Annotated in this window: 18 protein-coding genes; 13 read left to right on the forward strand and 5 right to left on the reverse strand. The window is 64.4% G+C overall.

Translation table 11 applies throughout. From position 1 onward, the window contains the following. Positions 1–617: lactonase family protein (locus tag AC1DN9_RS09965; RefSeq protein WP_478099594.1), on the forward strand; the 617-nt coding region annotated here is incomplete at its 5' end. Here AC1DN9_RS09965 and AC1DN9_RS09970 read toward each other — a convergent pair. Both AC1DN9_RS09970 and speD read right to left on the reverse strand, forming a co-directional pair. Then, the gene (locus AC1DN9_RS09970) at positions 556–1,233 is read right to left on the reverse strand and encodes a sugar phosphate nucleotidyltransferase (protein ID WP_478100013.1); all 678 of its coding nucleotides are present in this window, start codon (positions 1,231–1,233) and stop codon (positions 556–558) included. The two genes, AC1DN9_RS09965 and AC1DN9_RS09970, sit on opposite strands and share 62 nt — an antisense overlap. A gap of 29 nt (positions 1,234–1,262) precedes the next feature. Further along, on the reverse strand, positions 1,263–1,652 hold the full coding sequence (gene speD / locus AC1DN9_RS09975) for an adenosylmethionine decarboxylase (protein ID WP_478099597.1): 390 nt from the start codon (positions 1,650–1,652) through the stop codon (positions 1,263–1,265). A gap of 101 nt (positions 1,653–1,753) precedes the next feature. Here speD and tkt point away from each other — a divergent pair, with 101 nt between their 5' ends. Both tkt and gap read left to right on the forward strand, forming a co-directional pair. Then, the gene (gene tkt / locus AC1DN9_RS09980) at positions 1,754–3,805 is read left to right on the forward strand and encodes a transketolase (protein WP_478099599.1); all 2,052 of its coding nucleotides are present in this window, start codon (positions 1,754–1,756) and stop codon (positions 3,803–3,805) included. A 44-nt stretch (positions 3,806–3,849) separates the two neighbouring features. Then, positions 3,850–4,851, forward strand: a complete 1,002-nt coding sequence (gene gap / locus AC1DN9_RS09985; RefSeq protein WP_478099601.1) for a type I glyceraldehyde-3-phosphate dehydrogenase — start codon at positions 3,850–3,852, stop codon at positions 4,849–4,851. A 67-nt stretch (positions 4,852–4,918) separates the two neighbouring features. Here gap and AC1DN9_RS09990 read toward each other — a convergent pair whose 3' ends face one another. Both AC1DN9_RS09990 and AC1DN9_RS09995 read right to left on the reverse strand, forming a co-directional pair. Further along, positions 4,919–5,227, reverse strand: a complete 309-nt coding sequence (locus tag AC1DN9_RS09990) for a putative quinol monooxygenase (RefSeq protein ID WP_478099603.1) — start codon at positions 5,225–5,227, stop codon at positions 4,919–4,921. 86 nt (positions 5,228–5,313) lie between these two features. Continuing rightward, positions 5,314–6,228: a ComEC/Rec2 family competence protein gene (locus tag AC1DN9_RS09995; RefSeq protein WP_478099605.1), complete on the reverse strand. Its 915-nt coding sequence runs from the start codon at positions 6,226–6,228 to the stop codon at positions 5,314–5,316. A gap of 182 nt (positions 6,229–6,410) precedes the next feature. On the opposite strand from AC1DN9_RS09995, the gene AC1DN9_RS10000 reads away from it, so the two are divergent. The 7 genes from AC1DN9_RS10000 (at position 6,411) to AC1DN9_RS10030 (ending at position 14,197) form a co-directional block, all read left to right on the forward strand. After that, positions 6,411–7,013, forward strand: coding sequence for a restriction endonuclease subunit S (locus tag AC1DN9_RS10000; RefSeq protein ID WP_478099607.1), 603 nt, complete (start codon positions 6,411–6,413; stop codon positions 7,011–7,013). A 19-nt stretch (positions 7,014–7,032) separates the two neighbouring features. Further along, positions 7,033–8,547 (forward strand): type I restriction-modification system subunit M, encoded by a 1,515-nt coding sequence (locus AC1DN9_RS10005; protein ID WP_478099609.1) that lies wholly within the window; start codon positions 7,033–7,035, stop codon positions 8,545–8,547. Next, positions 8,540–9,247, forward strand: coding sequence for a restriction endonuclease subunit S (locus tag AC1DN9_RS10010; RefSeq protein WP_478099612.1), 708 nt, complete (start codon positions 8,540–8,542; stop codon positions 9,245–9,247). The genes AC1DN9_RS10005 and AC1DN9_RS10010 overlap by 8 nt, the downstream gene beginning before the upstream one ends. 112 nt (positions 9,248–9,359) lie before the next feature. Further along, positions 9,360–9,851: a hypothetical protein gene (locus AC1DN9_RS10015; RefSeq protein WP_478099614.1), complete on the forward strand. Its 492-nt coding sequence runs from the start codon at positions 9,360–9,362 to the stop codon at positions 9,849–9,851. Then, entirely contained in the window at positions 9,848–10,123 is a 276-nt protein-coding gene (locus AC1DN9_RS10020; protein ID WP_478099615.1) for a type II toxin-antitoxin system RelE/ParE family toxin, read from the forward strand. Before AC1DN9_RS10015 ends, AC1DN9_RS10020 begins: the two co-directional genes overlap by 4 nt. 67 nt (positions 10,124–10,190) lie before the next feature. After that, a complete protein-coding gene (locus AC1DN9_RS10025; RefSeq protein ID WP_478099617.1) occupies positions 10,191–13,460 on the forward strand; it encodes a type I restriction endonuclease subunit R in 3,270 nt (1,089 codons plus the stop codon). Next, positions 13,457–14,197, forward strand: coding sequence for a M48 family metallopeptidase (locus tag AC1DN9_RS10030; protein ID WP_478099619.1), 741 nt, complete (start codon positions 13,457–13,459; stop codon positions 14,195–14,197). Before AC1DN9_RS10025 ends, AC1DN9_RS10030 begins: the two co-directional genes overlap by 4 nt. Positions 14,198–14,218: 21 nt before the next feature. On the opposite strand, the gene AC1DN9_RS10035 is transcribed toward AC1DN9_RS10030, so the two are convergent. Beyond that, a complete protein-coding gene (locus AC1DN9_RS10035; RefSeq protein ID WP_478099621.1) occupies positions 14,219–14,638 on the reverse strand; it encodes a VOC family protein in 420 nt (139 codons plus the stop codon). Positions 14,639–14,781: 143 nt separating this feature from the next. On the opposite strand from AC1DN9_RS10035, the gene AC1DN9_RS10040 reads away from it, so the two are divergent. From AC1DN9_RS10040 to AC1DN9_RS10050, 3 genes are all read left to right on the forward strand, one after another. Further along, positions 14,782–15,429, forward strand: coding sequence for a TetR/AcrR family transcriptional regulator (locus tag AC1DN9_RS10040; RefSeq protein ID WP_478099623.1), 648 nt, complete (start codon positions 14,782–14,784; stop codon positions 15,427–15,429). An 87-nt stretch (positions 15,430–15,516) separates the two neighbouring features. Next, a complete protein-coding gene (locus AC1DN9_RS10045; protein ID WP_478099625.1) occupies positions 15,517–16,263 on the forward strand; it encodes a PAS domain-containing transcriptional regulator in 747 nt (248 codons plus the stop codon). A 191-nt stretch (positions 16,264–16,454) separates the two neighbouring features. Further along, positions 16,455–17,318 carry an FAD binding domain-containing protein gene (locus tag AC1DN9_RS10050; RefSeq protein ID WP_478099627.1) on the forward strand — a complete coding sequence of 288 codons (864 nt, stop codon included), beginning with the start codon at positions 16,455–16,457 and terminating at the stop codon, positions 17,316–17,318. Positions 17,319–17,329 lie beyond the last annotated feature (11 nt).

A 17,329-nucleotide genomic window follows, 5' to 3' on the forward strand; every position in this document is an offset into this window, starting at 1 on the left:
CCCAGGTGCCTTCGCAGACGCCGACGGTGATCAAGACGGTGTCGCTGGGCGGGCGTCCGACGGCCGTGAGGACGACGGTTTCGGCCAACAGTCCGCGCGCCTGGATCGCCACGCAGGACGGCACGCTGCACATCTACAGCCTGGATGGCTACGCGCCTGGCGCGACGGTCGCTTCGCCCTCGGCGAGCGCCATCGCCGAGGTGGGCAGCGTGAGCGGCATCGGCCGCAACCCGACCTCGCTGGCCGCGTCGAAGGGCGAACCGAGCGGAGGCGCCAACGACTCGATCAACCAGCAGGTGATCGTGGGTTCGCGCGGCGACAACAAGATCTCGTGGGTGCGCTTCGCCGGYAACGGGAACAGCGGCAGCGTCGTACGGACCATCCAGCACAACCTGCTGACGGACCTGATCGCGGTGGAGGACAACGAGAACTTCGCCAACTCGAACAACCTGGTGAACGTGACCGACTACGGCGGCAAGGCCATCCGCAGCTACCGCTACGGGCCGGTGATCTTCTCCGACGGCGGCGCCTGCCCGGCGCCCAACGGATGCCCGATCAGCGGCAGCGTGGCCGAATACGGCGGCGCCATGACGCTGCCCGGCAAGCCCTTCCAGTGACGTGCCCCGCTTTCATGGCGGCGCGCAGCAGGGGCGCCAGCGCGGCCTTGGATCCTCGCGGATTTCCTGGCGCGATGTCGCAATACGGCGAGGCGAACAGCCCGGCGCGGTACAGCGCGATGGTGGAGAAGGTGTCCTTCTGCGCGCATTCGCTCAAGGCGTTCCCGTCCGGCGCGATGCCGAAGTCGCCCTTCGGGTTGTGCGGCGGGTTCGGCACCAGCCACAAGTGCGCCAGCCGGCCACTGACTGCAAACCGATCCACCGCCTCGCGCGTGAACTTGAAGTCCGGCGCAAACACATCGCCCGCCACGACCCAGAAAATGTCACCCAGCAACGGCAGTGCGCGGACGATGCCGCCGGCCGTTTCGAGCGCCCCGCCGAAATCCCGTCCTTCATGCGAATAGGCAACGGTCGATGCCTCGAACCGCTCGCCGAAGTGCGCCTCGATCTGTTCGCCGAGCCAAGCCGTGTTGACCACAAGTCCGGTGAAGCCTCCTGCCGCCAGCGCCTCCATGGGCCACTGCATGAGCGGCTTGCCTGCGACTTCGAGCAGCGGTTTAGGCGTCGTGTCCGTCAAGGGCCGCATGCGCTCTCCGCGTCCGGCGGCAAGAATCATGGCGTTGATGGTCGATGTGTCTGGAGAACTCATGCGGCCTCTGCCTGGATCGCGCCGCGACACAGCGCATGCCGCTCGATGTGTTGCGGCATGAAGAGCGCCTCCAGCGAATTCATCACGGCATGTGCCTTGGCCGAATGATCGGCGCCGAAGTTGCAGACGTAGACATCGAGCGTCACGCTACCCTCCTCGGGCCACGTGTGCACGCACAGGTGCGACTCGGCGAGCAGCACCGTCGCCGTCACGCCGCCAGGGCCCTTCGGTGTGGCTGGGAAGGCGTGGAACAGCTCGCCGACCACTTGCAGGCCTGCGGATTCGGCCGCTTCGACACAGGACGCGCCAAGGGCTTTCGCGTCGACCAGCCAGCGTGTCGCGCAGCGGCAATGATGAAGATCGGCAGTGAGGTGCAGTCCATGCATGGGCTGGCACTCTAGCAGCCCGTCCGCGCCTTGATCGGGGTGCCCCGACCTCGCCCGCTAAAATGCCGGGTTCCCCCTAACTCGCTCCCAGGAAGCCACAGATGGCCAACCAAGCCTTGATGGCCAACGCGATTCGCGCGCTGGCAATGGATGCCGTACAACTCGCAAACTCGGGGCATCCGGGCGCACCAATGGGCATGGCCGACATGGCTGTCGCGCTGTGGGGCGAGCATCTAAAGCACAACCCCGTCAATCCGCACTGGTTCGATCGCGACCGGTTCGTGCTGTCGAACGGCCATGCCTCGATGCTTATCTACGCGGTGCTCCACCTCACGGGTTACGACCTGCCGATCGAGGAACTGAAGCACTTCCGCCAGTTGCACAGCAAGACCGCCGGCCACCCGGAGACCGGCGTCACCCCCGGCGTCGAAACCACCACCGGGCCCCTGGGCCAGGGCATCACCAACGCCGTGGGCTTTGCCCTCGCCGAAAAGCTGCTCGCGTCGGAATTCAACCGCAAGGGCCACGACATCGTCGACCATCACACCTACGCCTTCCTCGGCGACGGCTGCCTGATGGAAGGCATCAGCCACGAAGCCGCCGCGCTCGCCGGTGCATGGAAGCTAGGCAAGCTGATCGCGCTGTACGACGACAACGGCATCTCCATCGACGGCCCCGTCAAGCCCTGGTTCGTCGACAACACCGAAGAGCGCTTCAAGGCCTACGGCTGGCATGTGATCGGACCGATCGACGGCCACGACGTGAAGGACGTGTCGAAGGCCATCGAAAAGGCCAGGAAGCACGACGACCGGCCCACCCTCATCATCTGCAAGACGCAGATCGGCAAGGGCAGCCCCAACCGCGCCAACACGGCCAAGGCGCACGGCGAGCCGCTCGGCGCCGATGAAATCGGCCTCACGCGCAGCGCGCTTCAATGGAGCCACGCACCTTTCGAACTGCCGGCGGCGGTCTACGAAGAATGGGACGCCAAGGCAGCGGGCGTCAAGGCCGAAGCCGAGTGGAACGAGAAGTTCGCCGCCTATGCGCAGGCCTTCCCCGATCTCGCGGACGAGTTCACCCGCCGCATGAAGGGCGAGCTGCCGAAGAACTTCCACCAGACGGCGTTCGACACCGTCGTGGCTGCCCACACCAAGGGCGAGACCGTCGCGTCGCGCAAGGCCTCGCAGCTCGCACTCGAAGCCTTCACCGCTGCGCTGCCCGAATTGCTCGGCGGCAGCGCCGACCTGACCGGCTCGAACCTCACCAACACCAAGAGCACGCCCAGCCTGCGCTTCGACGCCGAAGGCGCCGTGGTCCGCAGCGAAGGCAACGAGCAGTTCCCCGACGGCTTGCCGGGCCGCCATATCAATTACGGCGTGCGCGAGTTCGGCATGGCGGCCATCATGAACGGCGTGGCGCTCCATGGTGGCTACATCCCCTACGGCGGCACCTTCCTGACCTTCAGCGACTACAGCCGCAATGCGATCCGCATGGCTGCGCTGATGAAGCAGCGCGTCATCCACGTCTTCACGCACGACTCCATCGGCCTCGGCGAAGACGGCCCCACCCACCAGTCGATCGAGCACGCCGCCTCGCTGCGCCTGATCCCCAATCTCGACGTCTGGCGTCCGGGCGACACGGCAGAGACCGCCGTCGCCTGGGCCGTCGCGCTGCAGAACGCCAACCGTCCCACCGCGCTGCTGCTGTCGCGGCAGAACCTGCCGTACTCGCCCAAGTCGGACCTCAGCGACATCAGCAAGGGCGCCTACGTGCTGTCCGAGCCTGAGGCGGTCGGCCTGAAGAACAAGAACGTCAAGGCCGTCATCATCGCGACGGGCTCCGAAGTGCAATTGGCGCTCAAGGCCCAGCAACTGCTGGCCGCGAAGAAGATCGCAGTGCGCGTCGTCTCGATGCCGTCGACCACCGCCTTCGACCGTCAGGACGTCGCCTACAAGAAGAGCGTGCTGCCAAAGGGCACGCCGCGCATCGCCGTCGAAATGGGCGCCACGGACGGCTGGTGGAAGTACGGTGTCGCGGCCGTCGTCGGCATCGACACCTATGGCGAATCGGCGCCCGCGGGCGTGCTGTTCAAGCATTTCGGATTCACGGCAGAGAACGTCGCTGCCACGGTCGAAGCGGCGCTCAAGCGCTGAGGTCGATCGCCCTTTCGGTTTTCAATCATCCAGGAGCAAATGACATGGCTATCAAACTCGGCATCAACGGCTTCGGTCGCATCGGTCGCAACGTGCTTCGCGCGGCGGTGCAGAACTTCAAGAACGACATCGAGATCGTCGCGATCAACGACCTGCTCGAGCCGGAATATCTGGCTTACATGCTGCAGTACGACTCCGTGCACGGCCGCTTCCAGGGTGAAATCAATGTCGAAGGCAACACGCTCATCGTCAACGGCAAGAAGATCCGCCTGACCCAGGAGCGCGACCCGGCGCAACTGAAATGGAGCGACGTCGGCGCCGACATCGTGCTCGAATCCACCGGCCTCTTCCTGACCAAGGAAACGGCGCAGAAGCACATCGACGCCGGCGCGAAGAAGGTCCTTCTCTCCGCACCCAGCAAGGACGACACGCCGATGTTCGTCTACGGCGTGAACGACAAGAAGTACGCCGGCGAAGCCATCATCAGCAACGCCAGCTGCACCACCAACTGCCTCGCGCCGCTGGCCAAGGTGCTGAACGACAAGTGGGGCATCAAGCGCGGCCTGATGACCACCGTGCACGCCGCCACGGCCACGCAGAAGACCGTCGACGGCCCGAGCAACAAGGACTGGCGCGGCGGCCGCGGCATCCTCGAGAACATCATTCCGTCGAGCACCGGCGCGGCCAAGGCCGTGGGCGTGGTCATCCCCGAGCTCAACAAGAAGCTCACGGGCATGAGCTTCCGCGTGCCGACTTCCGACGTGTCGGTGGTCGACCTCACGGTCGAGCTGAACAACGCCGCCACGTACAAGGAAATCTGCGCCGAAATGAAGGCGCAGAGCGAAGGCGCGCTGAAGGGCGTGCTCGGCTACACCGAGGACAAGGTGGTCGCCACCGACTTCCGCGGCGACCCGCGCACGTCGATCTTCGACGCCGAAGCCGGCATTGCGCTGGACGGCACCTTCGTCAAGCTCGTGAGCTGGTACGACAACGAGTGGGGCTACTCGAACAAGTGCCTGGAGATGGTGCGGGTGATGGCGAAATAAGTCGGTTTCGACTGCTCTTGAAGAACGCGCCCTCGGGCGCGTTTTTGTTTTGGGGTGTGCTCAGGCCTCAGACCGGCTCCAGCACATGGATCAACCGGCTCTCCGTCCAGTCCTTCACTTTCGCCCCGTACGCCGCCATGTGCGGCGCGGCTGCATGCGCCTGCAAGTCGGCCAGCGTTTCCCATTTTTCGACCACCACGAAGGTGTCCGGTCCGAATGAAGCGCGCGAGGCAGGCATGCCGGCGGCGTCCACGGTCGCGGTGTATTCGATGCAGCCCTTTTCCGCGAGGACGGCCGGCCGATTGGCGCGGTAGGCCTCGAGGATCTGTTCGCGTTGCCCGGGCTTGGCGGTGATGACGGCGACGACGTGAATCATGTGCGGATGCTCCTTGGTAATGAACCGTCGAATTTACGAGGAACAGGCCGTGAATGCCTGTCGCGTCCAAGGCCACGCGCCGGCGGTCAGATCTTTTGGGAGATGGGCTTCGCCCTGTACCACCCGCGATCGGGCATCCCGTGCCAGTGATGAAGGCTCATGCCCTGCGTCGCGAAAGTGGTGGCGCCGCGCCGGTTCAGCGCCTCCGTCAGGATCCGACTGAGACGCTGGCGTCCTTCCAGGCTGATGGAAATGAAAGCCGACTTCGTGTGCTTGCGCTGCGATGGCGGTTTGCTCTGGCCGACGATGCGGTCCAGCACCTCCGCCGACACATGGTCCAGGCTCCCTCCATTGGGTGCCTGGAGCAGGCAGAGCTTCGACGGCAGGTCGATTCCCAAGTGCTCGGCGAGGGTTGCGGCCGCGCCGAGCGCCTGCACGCCGGCCCTCCCCGTGAGCAGGATGCCGCGCCCGTCGAATTCGCCGTAGAGCACCGCGCTGGATTCGTTCTCGGCGGTGGTGGCGACGCCGGGGCGCAGGCGCTCGCTCGCGTAGCGCCGTGTCCAGTGGTCCAGTGAGCGGACAAACCTGGCGATCCTTCGCGCAGCGCTCCGGCCAGAACCGGGCGGCTGCGTGCCGAAGGCCGGCAGCAGCGTATCCAGGTACCAGTCGCACTCCGGAGACAGCACCACGAACGGCCCGATGCTTGCGCCGGCAAATGGCTCGTACACGGGAATCCCTCGGGTCTCGGCGAGCTTTCTCAGCTCACGAGCAGGGGCCATGGCAGTCCGCAGGTCTTCCGAATAGACCCACGGCCGTTGCATCCACAACTCGCCGACCGTCAGCTTGCGCAGCACCACCGCCAGCCCGTCCATGTGGTCGCTCGCCGGATGCGAACTCACCACATAGTCCACGTAAGAAGTCATGTACAGCTTCTCGATGTGCGCCACCATCTGCTCGCCCGACACCGCCGTGCCTGCGTCGTACACCAGCACTCGGTACATGCCCTCATCGCGCCACCGGACACTAATGGCTGCGCCGCCTGACTTCACAGGCAGGAAATCGACCTCGTAACCCATCGCAAAACTCCCTGAAACCTTATTTTTTGCATCACTTGAATTGATGCATTGATTTGCGACAGTGAGTCTAGCGTTTTCGAACCCTTTCGCAAGGTAGTATGTGCATCATGTCGATTCATGCACTTCGTGTCTTGTTGGGCGAGGTGGCCGGAATCAAAGCGGGCTACCCTTTCCGGGGCTCCATCGAGGAAATTCCGAACGGTTCGGTGCAAGCGGTCCAGATGAAGGACATGGACCCGATCGACGGCGTCCGCTGGCAGGGCGTGGTGCGCACGCGGCTCAGCGGTCGCCGCGAAGCCGATTGGCTCCTGCCCGACGATCTGCTGTTCGTCTCGCGAGGCAGCCGTTTCTATGCGACCTGCCTCGATGCGCCGCCGAGCCAGGCGGTCTGTGGGCCGCATCTCTTCCATTTGCGCGTCAAGTCTCGGAGCGCGGTGGTCCCGGCTTTTCTCGCATGGCAGATCAACCAGCCGCCCTTCCAGCGCGAACTGCGGCGCGCGGCCGAGGGTTCCAGCCAGTTGAGCCTGCGCCGGCCCGTGCTGGAAGCCTTGCCAGTCGGCATTCCGTCGCTGGCCGATCAGCACCGTATCGTCGAACTCGCGCGCCTCGCTCATCGAGAGCGACAGCTTCAGGCACAGCTCATTCGCAACCGCGAGCGCCTCTTCAAATCGATTGCCGAAGAGCTGGCCGGCTCTGCCAGCACCCCATAAGAAAACCCCAGGGAAACTCATGAACCAAGCAACCATCAGCCAGGACAGCATCAACGCCGCCGTCTGGACCGCGTGCGACACCTTCCGCGGCACCGTCGACTCCAGCATCTACAAGGACTATGTCCTCACGATGCTCTTCCTCAAGTACGTGTCCGACGTCTGGCAGGACCACTACGACAACTACAAGAAGCAATACGCCAACGCCGAACCCGGCTTGATCGAAGAACTCCTCAAGACCGAGCGCTTCGTGCTCCCGCCCAGCGCCAGCTTCTATGCGCTGCACGCCGCCCGCTTCGAGCCCGGCAACGGCGAGCGCATCGACAAGGCCCTGCACGCCATCGAAGACGCCAACATGGCCAAGCTGCGCGACGTCTTCCAGGACATCAGCTTCAACGCCAACAAGCTCGGCGACGAGCAGCAGAAGAACGACATCCTGCGTCACCTGCTTGAAGACTTCGCCAAGCCTGAGCTCGACCTGAGTCCCAGTCGCGTCGGCACCCTCGACGTCATCGGCAACGCCTACGAATACCTCATCAAGCAGTTCGCCTCCTCCAGCGGCAAGAAGGCCGGCGAGTTCTACACGCCGCCCGAAGTCTCCGAGCTCATGGCCCGCCTCATGGACCCGCAGGAAGGCGAGGAAATCTGCGACCCGACCTGCGGCTCAGGCTCACTCTTGCTGAAATGCGGCCGCATGATCCGCGACCGCACCGGCTCTCGCCGCTACGCGCTCTACGGGCAAGAGGCCATCGGCAGCACCTGGGCGCTCGCCAAGATGAACATGTTCCTGCACGGCGAGGACAACCACCGAATCGAATGGGGCGACACCATTCGCAACCCCAAGCTGCTGGCCAGCGACACCACGCTTCGGCACTTCGACATCGTCGTGGCGAATCCGCCGTTCAGCCTGGAGAAGTGGGGCCACGAAAGCGCCGAGACCGACCGGTTCGACCGCTTCCGCCGAGGCGTGCCGCCGCGCACCAAGGGCGACTTCGCCTTCATCCTGCACATGATCGAGACGATGAAGCCAGGCACCGGCCGCATGGCCGTCGTGGTGCCGCACGGCGTCTTGTTCCGAGGCGCGGCCGAAGGCAGGGTTCGCCAGAAGCTCGTTGAAGAAAACTTGCTCGATGCCGTCATCGGTGTGCCGGAGAAGCTCTTCTACGGGACCGGCATTCCGGCGGTTGTCCTTGTCTTTCGCAAGAACAAGAAGGACGACAAGGTTCTCTTCATCGATGCCAGCCGCGACTTCCAGGCGGGCAAGAACCAGAACCTGCTGCGCGAGGCCGATCTGGAGCGCATCCTCGCCGCGCATGCGGCGCGGCGCTCTGTCGACAAATACGCCAGCCTTGCCACGCCCGCCGCAATCGCCGCGCAGGACTACAACCTGAACATCGGTCGCTATGTCGACAGTGCCAGGGCTGCGGAGAACATCGACATGGCGGAAGTGCGGCGGGAGCGCGTTGAGATCAAACAGGAGTGGCAAGGGATCGAGGAAGAGATGGCTGGGTATTTGAAGGCGCTGGGCTATGAGTGAAAGTGTCGACGAGCGTCACGAGCTGGGGCTGCATTCAATGCCTCCCGACGGATGGAGAACCCTACGCCTGGGTGATGTCGCTGCGTTCAAGAACGGGCTGAACTTCACAGCAGCAGACGACGGCGAAGCGATCAAGATCGTCGGTGTTACCGACTTCCAGCAGCACACGCAACTCGCGAGCACCGAGGGTCTGGCGACGATCCGGGTGTCACGCAAAGTTCGCGACGAAGAGTTGCTGGCTTCCGGCGACTTGCTGTTCGTTCGGTCGAATGGAAACAAGGCGCTGGTCGGAAGGTGTCTCTACTTTCCGGCCGTGTTGGAGAGACTTGCTTTTTCGGGCTTCACGATTCGTGGGCGCGTGAACCGGGAAGTGCTGCTCCCTGAGTTCGCCGCTTCCCTGATGCGATCCGAAGCGGCGCGCCGCCAAATGGCGCTGGCCGGTGGCGGAACAAACATCAGCAATCTGAGCCAGGAGGCGTTGGGGCGCATCCTGATCCACGTTCCTCCGTTGGCCGAGCAACTCCACATCGTTCAAGTGCTGGGCACCTGGGATCGAGCGATCGGAATTGCGGAGCGTCAGGCGGCCTTGCTGAGGCGAGAGAAGGATGGGCTCATGGCGGACCTTCTTGGCGGCAAGCGCCGCACTTCCGGTCCGGGGAGCAATGGAACAGCCAACCGACATAAGGACGATGTCGCGTGATGCAACGGGCGTCATGTCGCGCGGAAAGGCCGACCTTGGGGCTGGTTGCACAAATACTAAGTAACATGCACAATTTTATTTACTGATGCTCCGTCAGGGGCCTGAGGAAATCATGAGCATCCATACCATCGATACGGCCAAGGCCAAGCGCATGGTCGAAGCCGCGGCGATTGGCGGTGCCTCGATCATCGGCCAGCCTGGCGGCTGGTCCGTCGTGCTGAAGCTGGGCCTGCAGGAGAAGCCGCTCGGCGCCCAGCGCAGCGACAAGCCGCGCACTTGGCGCAGCCTCGACACGTGCGTGGCGTACCTGAAGAACGAATTGCACATCGTTCGCTTCGAACTGCTCGATGCCACGAACCACAGCAAGGTGGCGCGCGAAGGCGAGGGCAAGCCACGGCGCGAGGACGCCGCCGAGCGGCTGCGTCAGGCGCATGCGGCCGCCGAACATGACCGATGGTTTCGCGCACAGGTGGAGATTGGCCTCGCGGAAGCCGACGATCCGGGTGCCGAGTGGGTCAGCCACGAAAACGTGAAAGCCGACTGGGCCAAGCAGCGCGCTGAGTTGCTCGCGCGTGCGTCCAGATCCGGGCCTGCGGCCGAATGATCGTCGACTGGCTGCGCCGGGCAACCCGAGACCGTCACTCACAGATCGATTACATCGCCAAGGACAACCCACTCGCGGCGGTCTCCCAGATCGACCGCATCGACCACCAGCTCGACATGCTCATCGAGCACCCCGAAATGGGCCGAGCTGGCCGCCAGCCAGGAACCCGTGAGCTCGTGATCGGCCGCACGCCATTTATCGTCATCTACCGGCTCCACGGCGAACGCATCGAAGTGCTTCGCCTGCTGCATGGCGCGCAGCGGTGGCCTTAACCCGGAACGCGCAACCTTGACGGTCTTTTCTTTTGTGCCACGGCGAAGGAGTGCCAACAGCGCTCATGTGCCGGCGCTTCACATCCTCTGCAACCTGGGCTGGCAATTCCTGACTTCCTCGGGGTGCGTTGAGTTGCGGTCCGGCACGCGCGAGGTCCTTCTCAAACCACGGCTCATCGAATTCCTCCAGACCCGCCGATTCGACTACAAGGGCACGCTGTATCCGTTGTCCCCGAGCGCCGTCGACCAGATCCTGCGCGAACTCACGTCGTTGGGTCTTGGCGATGGCTTGCTCGCGGCCAACGAGCGCCTCTATGCCAAGCTCTCTTTCGGCATCACCGTCACCGAGTTCATGCCGGACGGCAAGAAGCATCAGCCGACGATCACGGTCATCGACTGGGCCGACCCTGCCGCCAATCGCTTCGACGTGACGGAAGAACTTCGTGTGCTCTCCAGCCAGGGAACGCACCATCGCGCGCCGGACATCGTTGGCTATGTAAATGGCATCCCGCTGGTCGTGATCGAAGCGAAGCGGCCCAACGGTTCTCACCGCAGCAGCGGCCAGAGCGACGCGATGGTGCGCGGAGGCATCAGCCAGCACCTGCGCAACCAGCGCGATGACGAGGTGCCGCATCTCTTCGCATATGCGCAGTTGTTGCTTTCCATCAGCCGGACCGAAGGCCGCTACGGCACCACACGCACCCCGGCCAAGTTCTGGGCGCACTGGAATAGGGAGGAAGAGTTCGACGACGCGCACATGCATGCGGTCAAGAACCAGCGGCTCCCGGCCAAGACGCACGCCGCCCTCTTTGAAGGTAAGCCCGCCGTCTTGCGTGAATGGTTCGAGTCGCTGTGGGCGCTTCCGGTGCTGCCGAATGAGCAAGACCGACTGCTGGTGAGCCTGCTCACGCCGTCGCGGTTGCTCGAACTGTTGCGCGGCTTCGTACTGTTCGATCGCAAGGTGGGAAAGATCGTCGCGCGCCATCAGCAGTTCTTCGGCGTGCGTGCGTTGCTGAAGCGCCTCGCTCCATTGCGGCCGGACGGTTCGCGCGAAGGCGGCGTGATCTGGCACACCACGGGCTCGGGCAAGAGTTTCACGATGGTCTTTCTGACCAAGGCGCTCTTGCTGAGCGATGGACTGAAGGAATGCCGCGTGGTGGTGGTGACCGACCGGCTCGACCTGGAACGGCAGTTGGCGCGCAACTTCATCACGGGCGGCGCCTTCGGATCGTCGATCGCGACGCAGAAGGAAGGCGAGCGCAGCAAGGCCGCCACAGGCCGGGACTTGGCAAAGCGCATCGGACAGGGCACCGAGCGGATCACCTTTGCGCTGGTGCAGAAGTTCAACACCGCCTCGCGACTGCCGGAGTGCCGCAACGATTCGCCGAATGTGATCGTGCTGGTCGACGAAGGCCACCGCAGCCACGGCGGCGAAACGCACGAGCGGATGAAGAAGGCGCTGCCGAATGCCGCCTATGTCGCTTTCACGGGCACGCCGCTGTTGGAGGATGAGAAGACGGCGAGCAAGTTCGGCCCGATCGTGCATGCGTACACGATGCAGCGCGCGGTGGACGATCACACGGTCGCTCCTCTGCTCTACGAAGAGCGCGTGCCCGAACTCGCGATCAACGCGCAGGCGGTGGATCGCTGGTTCGACAAGATCACGGCGGGGCTTGCCGATGCGCAGCGCGCCGATCTGAAGAAGAAGTACGCGAGCCGGGGGGCCATCTACAGCGCGGCCAACCGGATCGAGTTGATCGCGTGGGACATTGCGCTGCATTTCAGCGAGAACATCAAGAAGATTGCGCCCGGTTTGAAGGGGCAGCTCGCGACTGCAAGCAAGCGCGATGCGATCCGCTACAAGAAGGCGCTGGACGAGACGGGTCTGCTCACCAGCGCAGTGGTGATGTCGCCGCCGGACACGCGAGAGGGCAACACCGAGGTCGACGAAGACAGCCTGCCGGAAGTGCAGAAGTGGTGGAAGCAGAACGTGGTCGCCGCCGGCCTTGATGCCGCGGCGTACGAAAAGCAGGTTCTGCAGGATTTCGGTTCCGACGGCGAGCCCGATCTGCTCATCGTGGTCGACCGGCTTCTCACGGGATTCGACGAACCACGCAATGCGGTGCTCTACATTGACAAGCCGCTCAAGAGCCACAACCTGATCCAGGCGGTGGCGCGGGTGAACCGGCTGCACGATGCGAAGCGCCATGGCCTGCTGGTCGACTACCGGGGCATCCTCAAGGAACTGGACACGGCGATCCGCGCTTATCAGGACCTGGAGACGCGCACTCAGGGCGGCTTCGACGTGGCCGATCTGGCGGGCCTGTATGCGCAGGTCGGTACGGAATACAAGCGGTTGCCGGCGCTGCACGAAGCGGTGTGGTCGTTCTTCAAGGGCGTGGCGAATCGCAACGACCCGGAACAACTGCGGCAGGCGTTGAGCCCACGCTTCGCGAGCGACGGCGCGGGCGGCGAGTACGACGAGCGGCAGAAGCTGCGCGATGACTTCTCGCTGGCGCTGACGGCCTTTGGCCAGTGCCTGCAAACCGCGTTGTCATCGCGGAGCTTCTTCGAGGATCGCGCTTTTTCCGAAACGCTGATCGCACGCTACAAGCAGGATCTGCGCTTTCTGGGCGATGTGCGGCAGACGGCTCGGCGTGACGCGATGGAAACTGTCGACTACGGCGAGTACGAAGAGCAGATCCGCAAGCTGGTCGACACGCAGGTGATCGGCACCGAGGTGCGCGAGTCCGGCGGCAGGTATGTCGTTCACAAGCTGGCCGAGGCCGAGGCGGCCGATGCGTGGTCCGAAGAAAAGGCGCGCAACGAGGCGGACCTGATACGGACGCGGTTGCGCAAGACCATCGAGCAGGATCTGGCCGACGATCCTTATGCGCAGCGGGTGTTTTCCGATCTGCTGAAGAGTGCCATTGCCGAGGCCGAGGCCATGTTCAACCACCCGCGCAAGCAGTACGCGCTGTTCCGCGAGTTCGAGAACCGCGTGGACCAGCGCGCGACGCCGGGCATGCCGGATGTACTGACCCACCATCCGCAAGCCCGGGCGTACTTCGGCGCGATCCTGCTGGTGCTGGGCGATAAAGCATCCGCGGCGCTGGATGCGGCCGAGCGAGGCCACTACGTCGATCACGCGCTCGCCATCAGCCAAGTGGTTCAGCATGCGGTCGCGGAACACTCGCTGAATCCGCAGAGCATCGAGGCTGCCATCCGCAAGGATCTGCTGACTCGTCTCTATGGCACTTTGGGGCTGGACAAGGCGGGCGAGGTGATCGGCCATGTACTCCAGATCACGCGGGTCGGCCTGAGCCGCCGGGAATGAGTACGTCGGCATTTCGCAGCTTTCGCTATGGCGACGAGTTGATTCGTTTCCAAGTCCGCGCTCATGGCGGGCGCACGACGCAGCGCATTTCAATCCACGTGGAGCCCGAGGGCAGCGTCTTGGTGGACGCGCCCGCGCAGGCGACGGACGCGGCGATCTTTGCCGCCGTGCAGCGACGCGCCGGCTGGATCAGCCGTCACGTTGCCGACGGTCGCCGGCGCATGGCTCACGTCCTTCCGATGGAGTACGTCAGCGGTGAATCGTTGCTCTATCTGGGGCGACGCTATCGGCTCAAGGTCGTGATCGACACGGATGCCTCCGGCATGGCGCGAATGCGCGGCGGCTGCATCGAAGTCACGACCGCACAACGCGATCCGGAGCAGATTCGTGCGGCGCTCGAAGGTTGGTATGGCATCCGCGCCTGCGAAGTGCTGAACGCCCGGGTCGGTGCCGTTGCAGCATCTTTACGCTGGGTCGGCACGCCGCCGCCCGTGCGCCTGCAGGCCATGAAGCGCCAGTGGGGAAGCTGTTCACCGACCGGCCGCCTGACGCTGAACCCGCATCTCGTCAAGGCGCAGCGCGAGTGCATCGACTACGTGATCGTCCACGAGCTATGCCACCTGAAAGCACACAACCACGGCCCTGGCTTTCATCGTCTGCTCGAAGCGCACATGCCGGGTTGGCGTGAGGTGAAGGCGCGGCTGGACGGGCTGGCCGAACAACTGCTGCGAATGTGACGGCTGCTTCCGGCAGCGCGATCACGCCGGATGCATCACCACCACCATCCACGAGACCCCGAACCGGTCCGCGACCATGCCGAAGGCCGGAGAAAAGAAGGTCTTCCCCAGCGGCATCTGCACCTGCCCGCCGTCACCCAGCGCGGTGAACAGGCGATTGGCTTCGGCCTCGTCAGCGGCAAGCAGCGACAGCGAGATGCCCTGGAACACCGGCTTTCCGCCGTTGTTGCCATCCGATGCCATGAGCGTCGTCTCGCCGATCGTGAAGCTCGAGTGCATCACCTTCTCGGCGGCGCCGGGAGGGCACATCTCTGGCGACTTGGGCTCGGGCATCTCCTTGAAACGCATCAGCGAGGTGACCTGCGCGCCGACGGCCTTGCGGTAGAACTCAAGCGCTTCTTCGCAACGACCGTCGAACATCAAATAGGGTTGGACTTGCATGAGGATCTCCTTGGGGGGAATGGGTGGGCCAATGGGCAATTGAGGGCGTGCAGGCGACTGCACGGTGCGACGCAGCTTGCTTTGTGTACAACGTCCACAAGACAATAGCAAAGACAATGGACGCTGTCCACATGAAAAGATCGATGACCACGCCCACAGCCCTGGCTCCGGCCGCCCGCAGCACCTATCGCCACGGCGATCTCCGGCGTGCGCTGCTCAAGGCCGGCGTCGAACTGGCGCGCGCCGGCGGCCCTGAAGCCGTGGTGCTGCGCGAGGCGACGCGCCGCGCGGGCGTGGTGCCGAACGCGGCGTATCGGCATTTCGCGAGCCGCCAAGCGCTGTTGCAGGCCGTGCGGGCAGCGGCCCTGTCAGCGGTCGCGCGCGCGATGGAAATTGAACTGGCGGCGCTGCAACCGGCAGGGGATCCGGTGGAATTCGCTCGCGCGAGCGTGCGCGCAGTGGGCACTGGCTATCTTCGCTTCGCGCAGGCCGAGACCGGCCTGTTCCGCACTGCCTTTGCAACGCCGGTCGATGTGAACGACGAGCCTGCCGAAGCGAAAAGCGGTCACAGCGGATTGAATCCTTTCGAACTGCTGGGCGCCGCGCTCGACCGTCTCGTGGAGGCAGGGGCGATGCCGGCAGAGCGTCGCCCCGGCGCCGAATTCCTCGCCTGGTCGGCGGTGCATGGACTGGCCCTGCTCATCATCGATGGACCCCTGCGTGGCATGCCCCCGTCGCAAGCTGACGCGCTGGGTCAGCGAGTGATCGACATGGTCGAGAAGGGCCTGTAGCCGCCGGGTCAGCCCTCTGCGCAAGCTTGCGCAAACAGTGCTTCAATCGAGTTCCAGGTTTTCCAAGGCCGGACCATGGAGACACGAATGCAAAGCCGCAGTCCTCTGTATCTGCTCGAGCGCTCGGACGTCGGCGTGGTCCAGCTCGACCGCGAACTGAAGGTCGTGGCGATGAACAGCTTCGCGCGCCGCGTGCTGCCCGTGGAGGACAAGCAGCCCTTCGAGAAGATGGTCTTGTCCTTCCATCCGGAGCGTTCGCAGCCCAAGGTCAAGTTCCTGCTCGACCAGGCCGAGTGTCCGGTCAGCAATCCGCCGCCGATGACGATGATCATCAACATCCCCGAGCGGGTGCTGCTGATCAAGGTGGCCAAGCTCTCCGACCTGCGCGGCGACACCGCGAGCTACACGTTGATCTTCTACGACATCACCGAGTTGGTTTCGGGGGAAGAGCCCGCCGTGCAGAAGCCGCAGGCCAAGCGACAGTTGCAGAAGATCCCGACGGTGTCGCAGAACAGGATCGTGCTCGTCGATGTAGAAGCGGTGACTTACATCCGTTCCGAAGGTCACTACACGTGGGTCAGCACCGCGCTGGGGTCGAGCTTCTGCAACCTCAACATCAGCGACCTCGCCGAGCGGCTCGACGGCGAGTCGTTCATGCGCATTCATCGAAGCTACATCGCGAACCTCGACTTCGCCGAACAGATCCTGCGCGACGACGGCAAGGTCAGCCTCAAGTTGCGCGGCGAAGCCACGCCATTGCCGGTCGCGCGAACCAGCGTGCCGCGCCTGCTGGAACAGCTCGGCATTGCCGAGATCGACGCGTTGCGCAGCTGATCGGGGATAACCCGCAATAGCTTCCGGCTGCGTGCATTTCATGCGCCGATCAACGCGTTTCGTGCGCGTGTCCTCGTCGTTCGTGCGTCGGTCGCCTCGATCCGGTTCAGTGGTCTTAAGTTCGCAAGACGCGAGCCGGAGAGTTCCGCGGCCGGCTGCACGACAGCGAAGCACACAAGGAGACAGGCACGATGATTCCCCCCGGATTCGACTACCACGCGCCCCGCTCGGTGGGCGACGCGATCCAGCTTCTCGGCAGCCTCGGCGGCGACGCGAAGCTGCTGGCTGGCGGCCACAGCCTGCTGCCGATGATGAAGCTGCGCTTTGCGCAGCCGGCGCACTTGATCGACCTCAACCGCATCGACGCGCTGCGCGGCATCCGCGAAGACGGGGCCACCGTCGTGATCGGCGCGATGACTGTCGAGAACGAACTCATCGATTCCGCGGTGCTGCGCGAGAAGGTGCCACTGCTGCCTGAGGCCGCGCGACAGATCGGCGATCCGCAGGTGCGCAATCGCGGCACGATCGGAGGCGACATCGCGCACGGCGATCCGGGTAATGACCATCCGGCGCTCTCCATTGCGCTCGATGCCGTCTTCGTGCTCGAAGGGCCGAAGGGCCGGCGCGAAGTGAAGGCCGACGGCTTTTTCCAGGGCACCTACGTGACCGACATGGCCGAGGACGAGATCCTCGTCGAGATCCGCGTACCCGCCTTGGGTCCGAAGACCGGCTACGCCTACGAGAAGCTCAAGCGCAAGACAGGCGACTGGGCGACGGCCGCCGCCGCCGTGGTGCTGCGCATGGATGGCGGCAACGTGAGCCATGCGCGCATCGCGCTCACCAACGTCGCGCCGACTGCACTGCGCGCTGCCGATGCCGAGGCGGCGCTCCTGGGCAAGCCGCTGAGCGACGCGACCATCGCCGATGCCGCCGCCAAGGCGATGGCGATCTGCGACCCGGCCGAAGACCTGCGCGGCGACCGCGACTACAAGACCGCGATGGCCGGCCAGATGGTGAAGCGTGCCATCGCGAAGGCCGCGGCGCGTTGCAAGTAGCGAACAACAAG

It is taken from the genome of Variovorax sp. 05L425 (assembly GCF_056397705.1).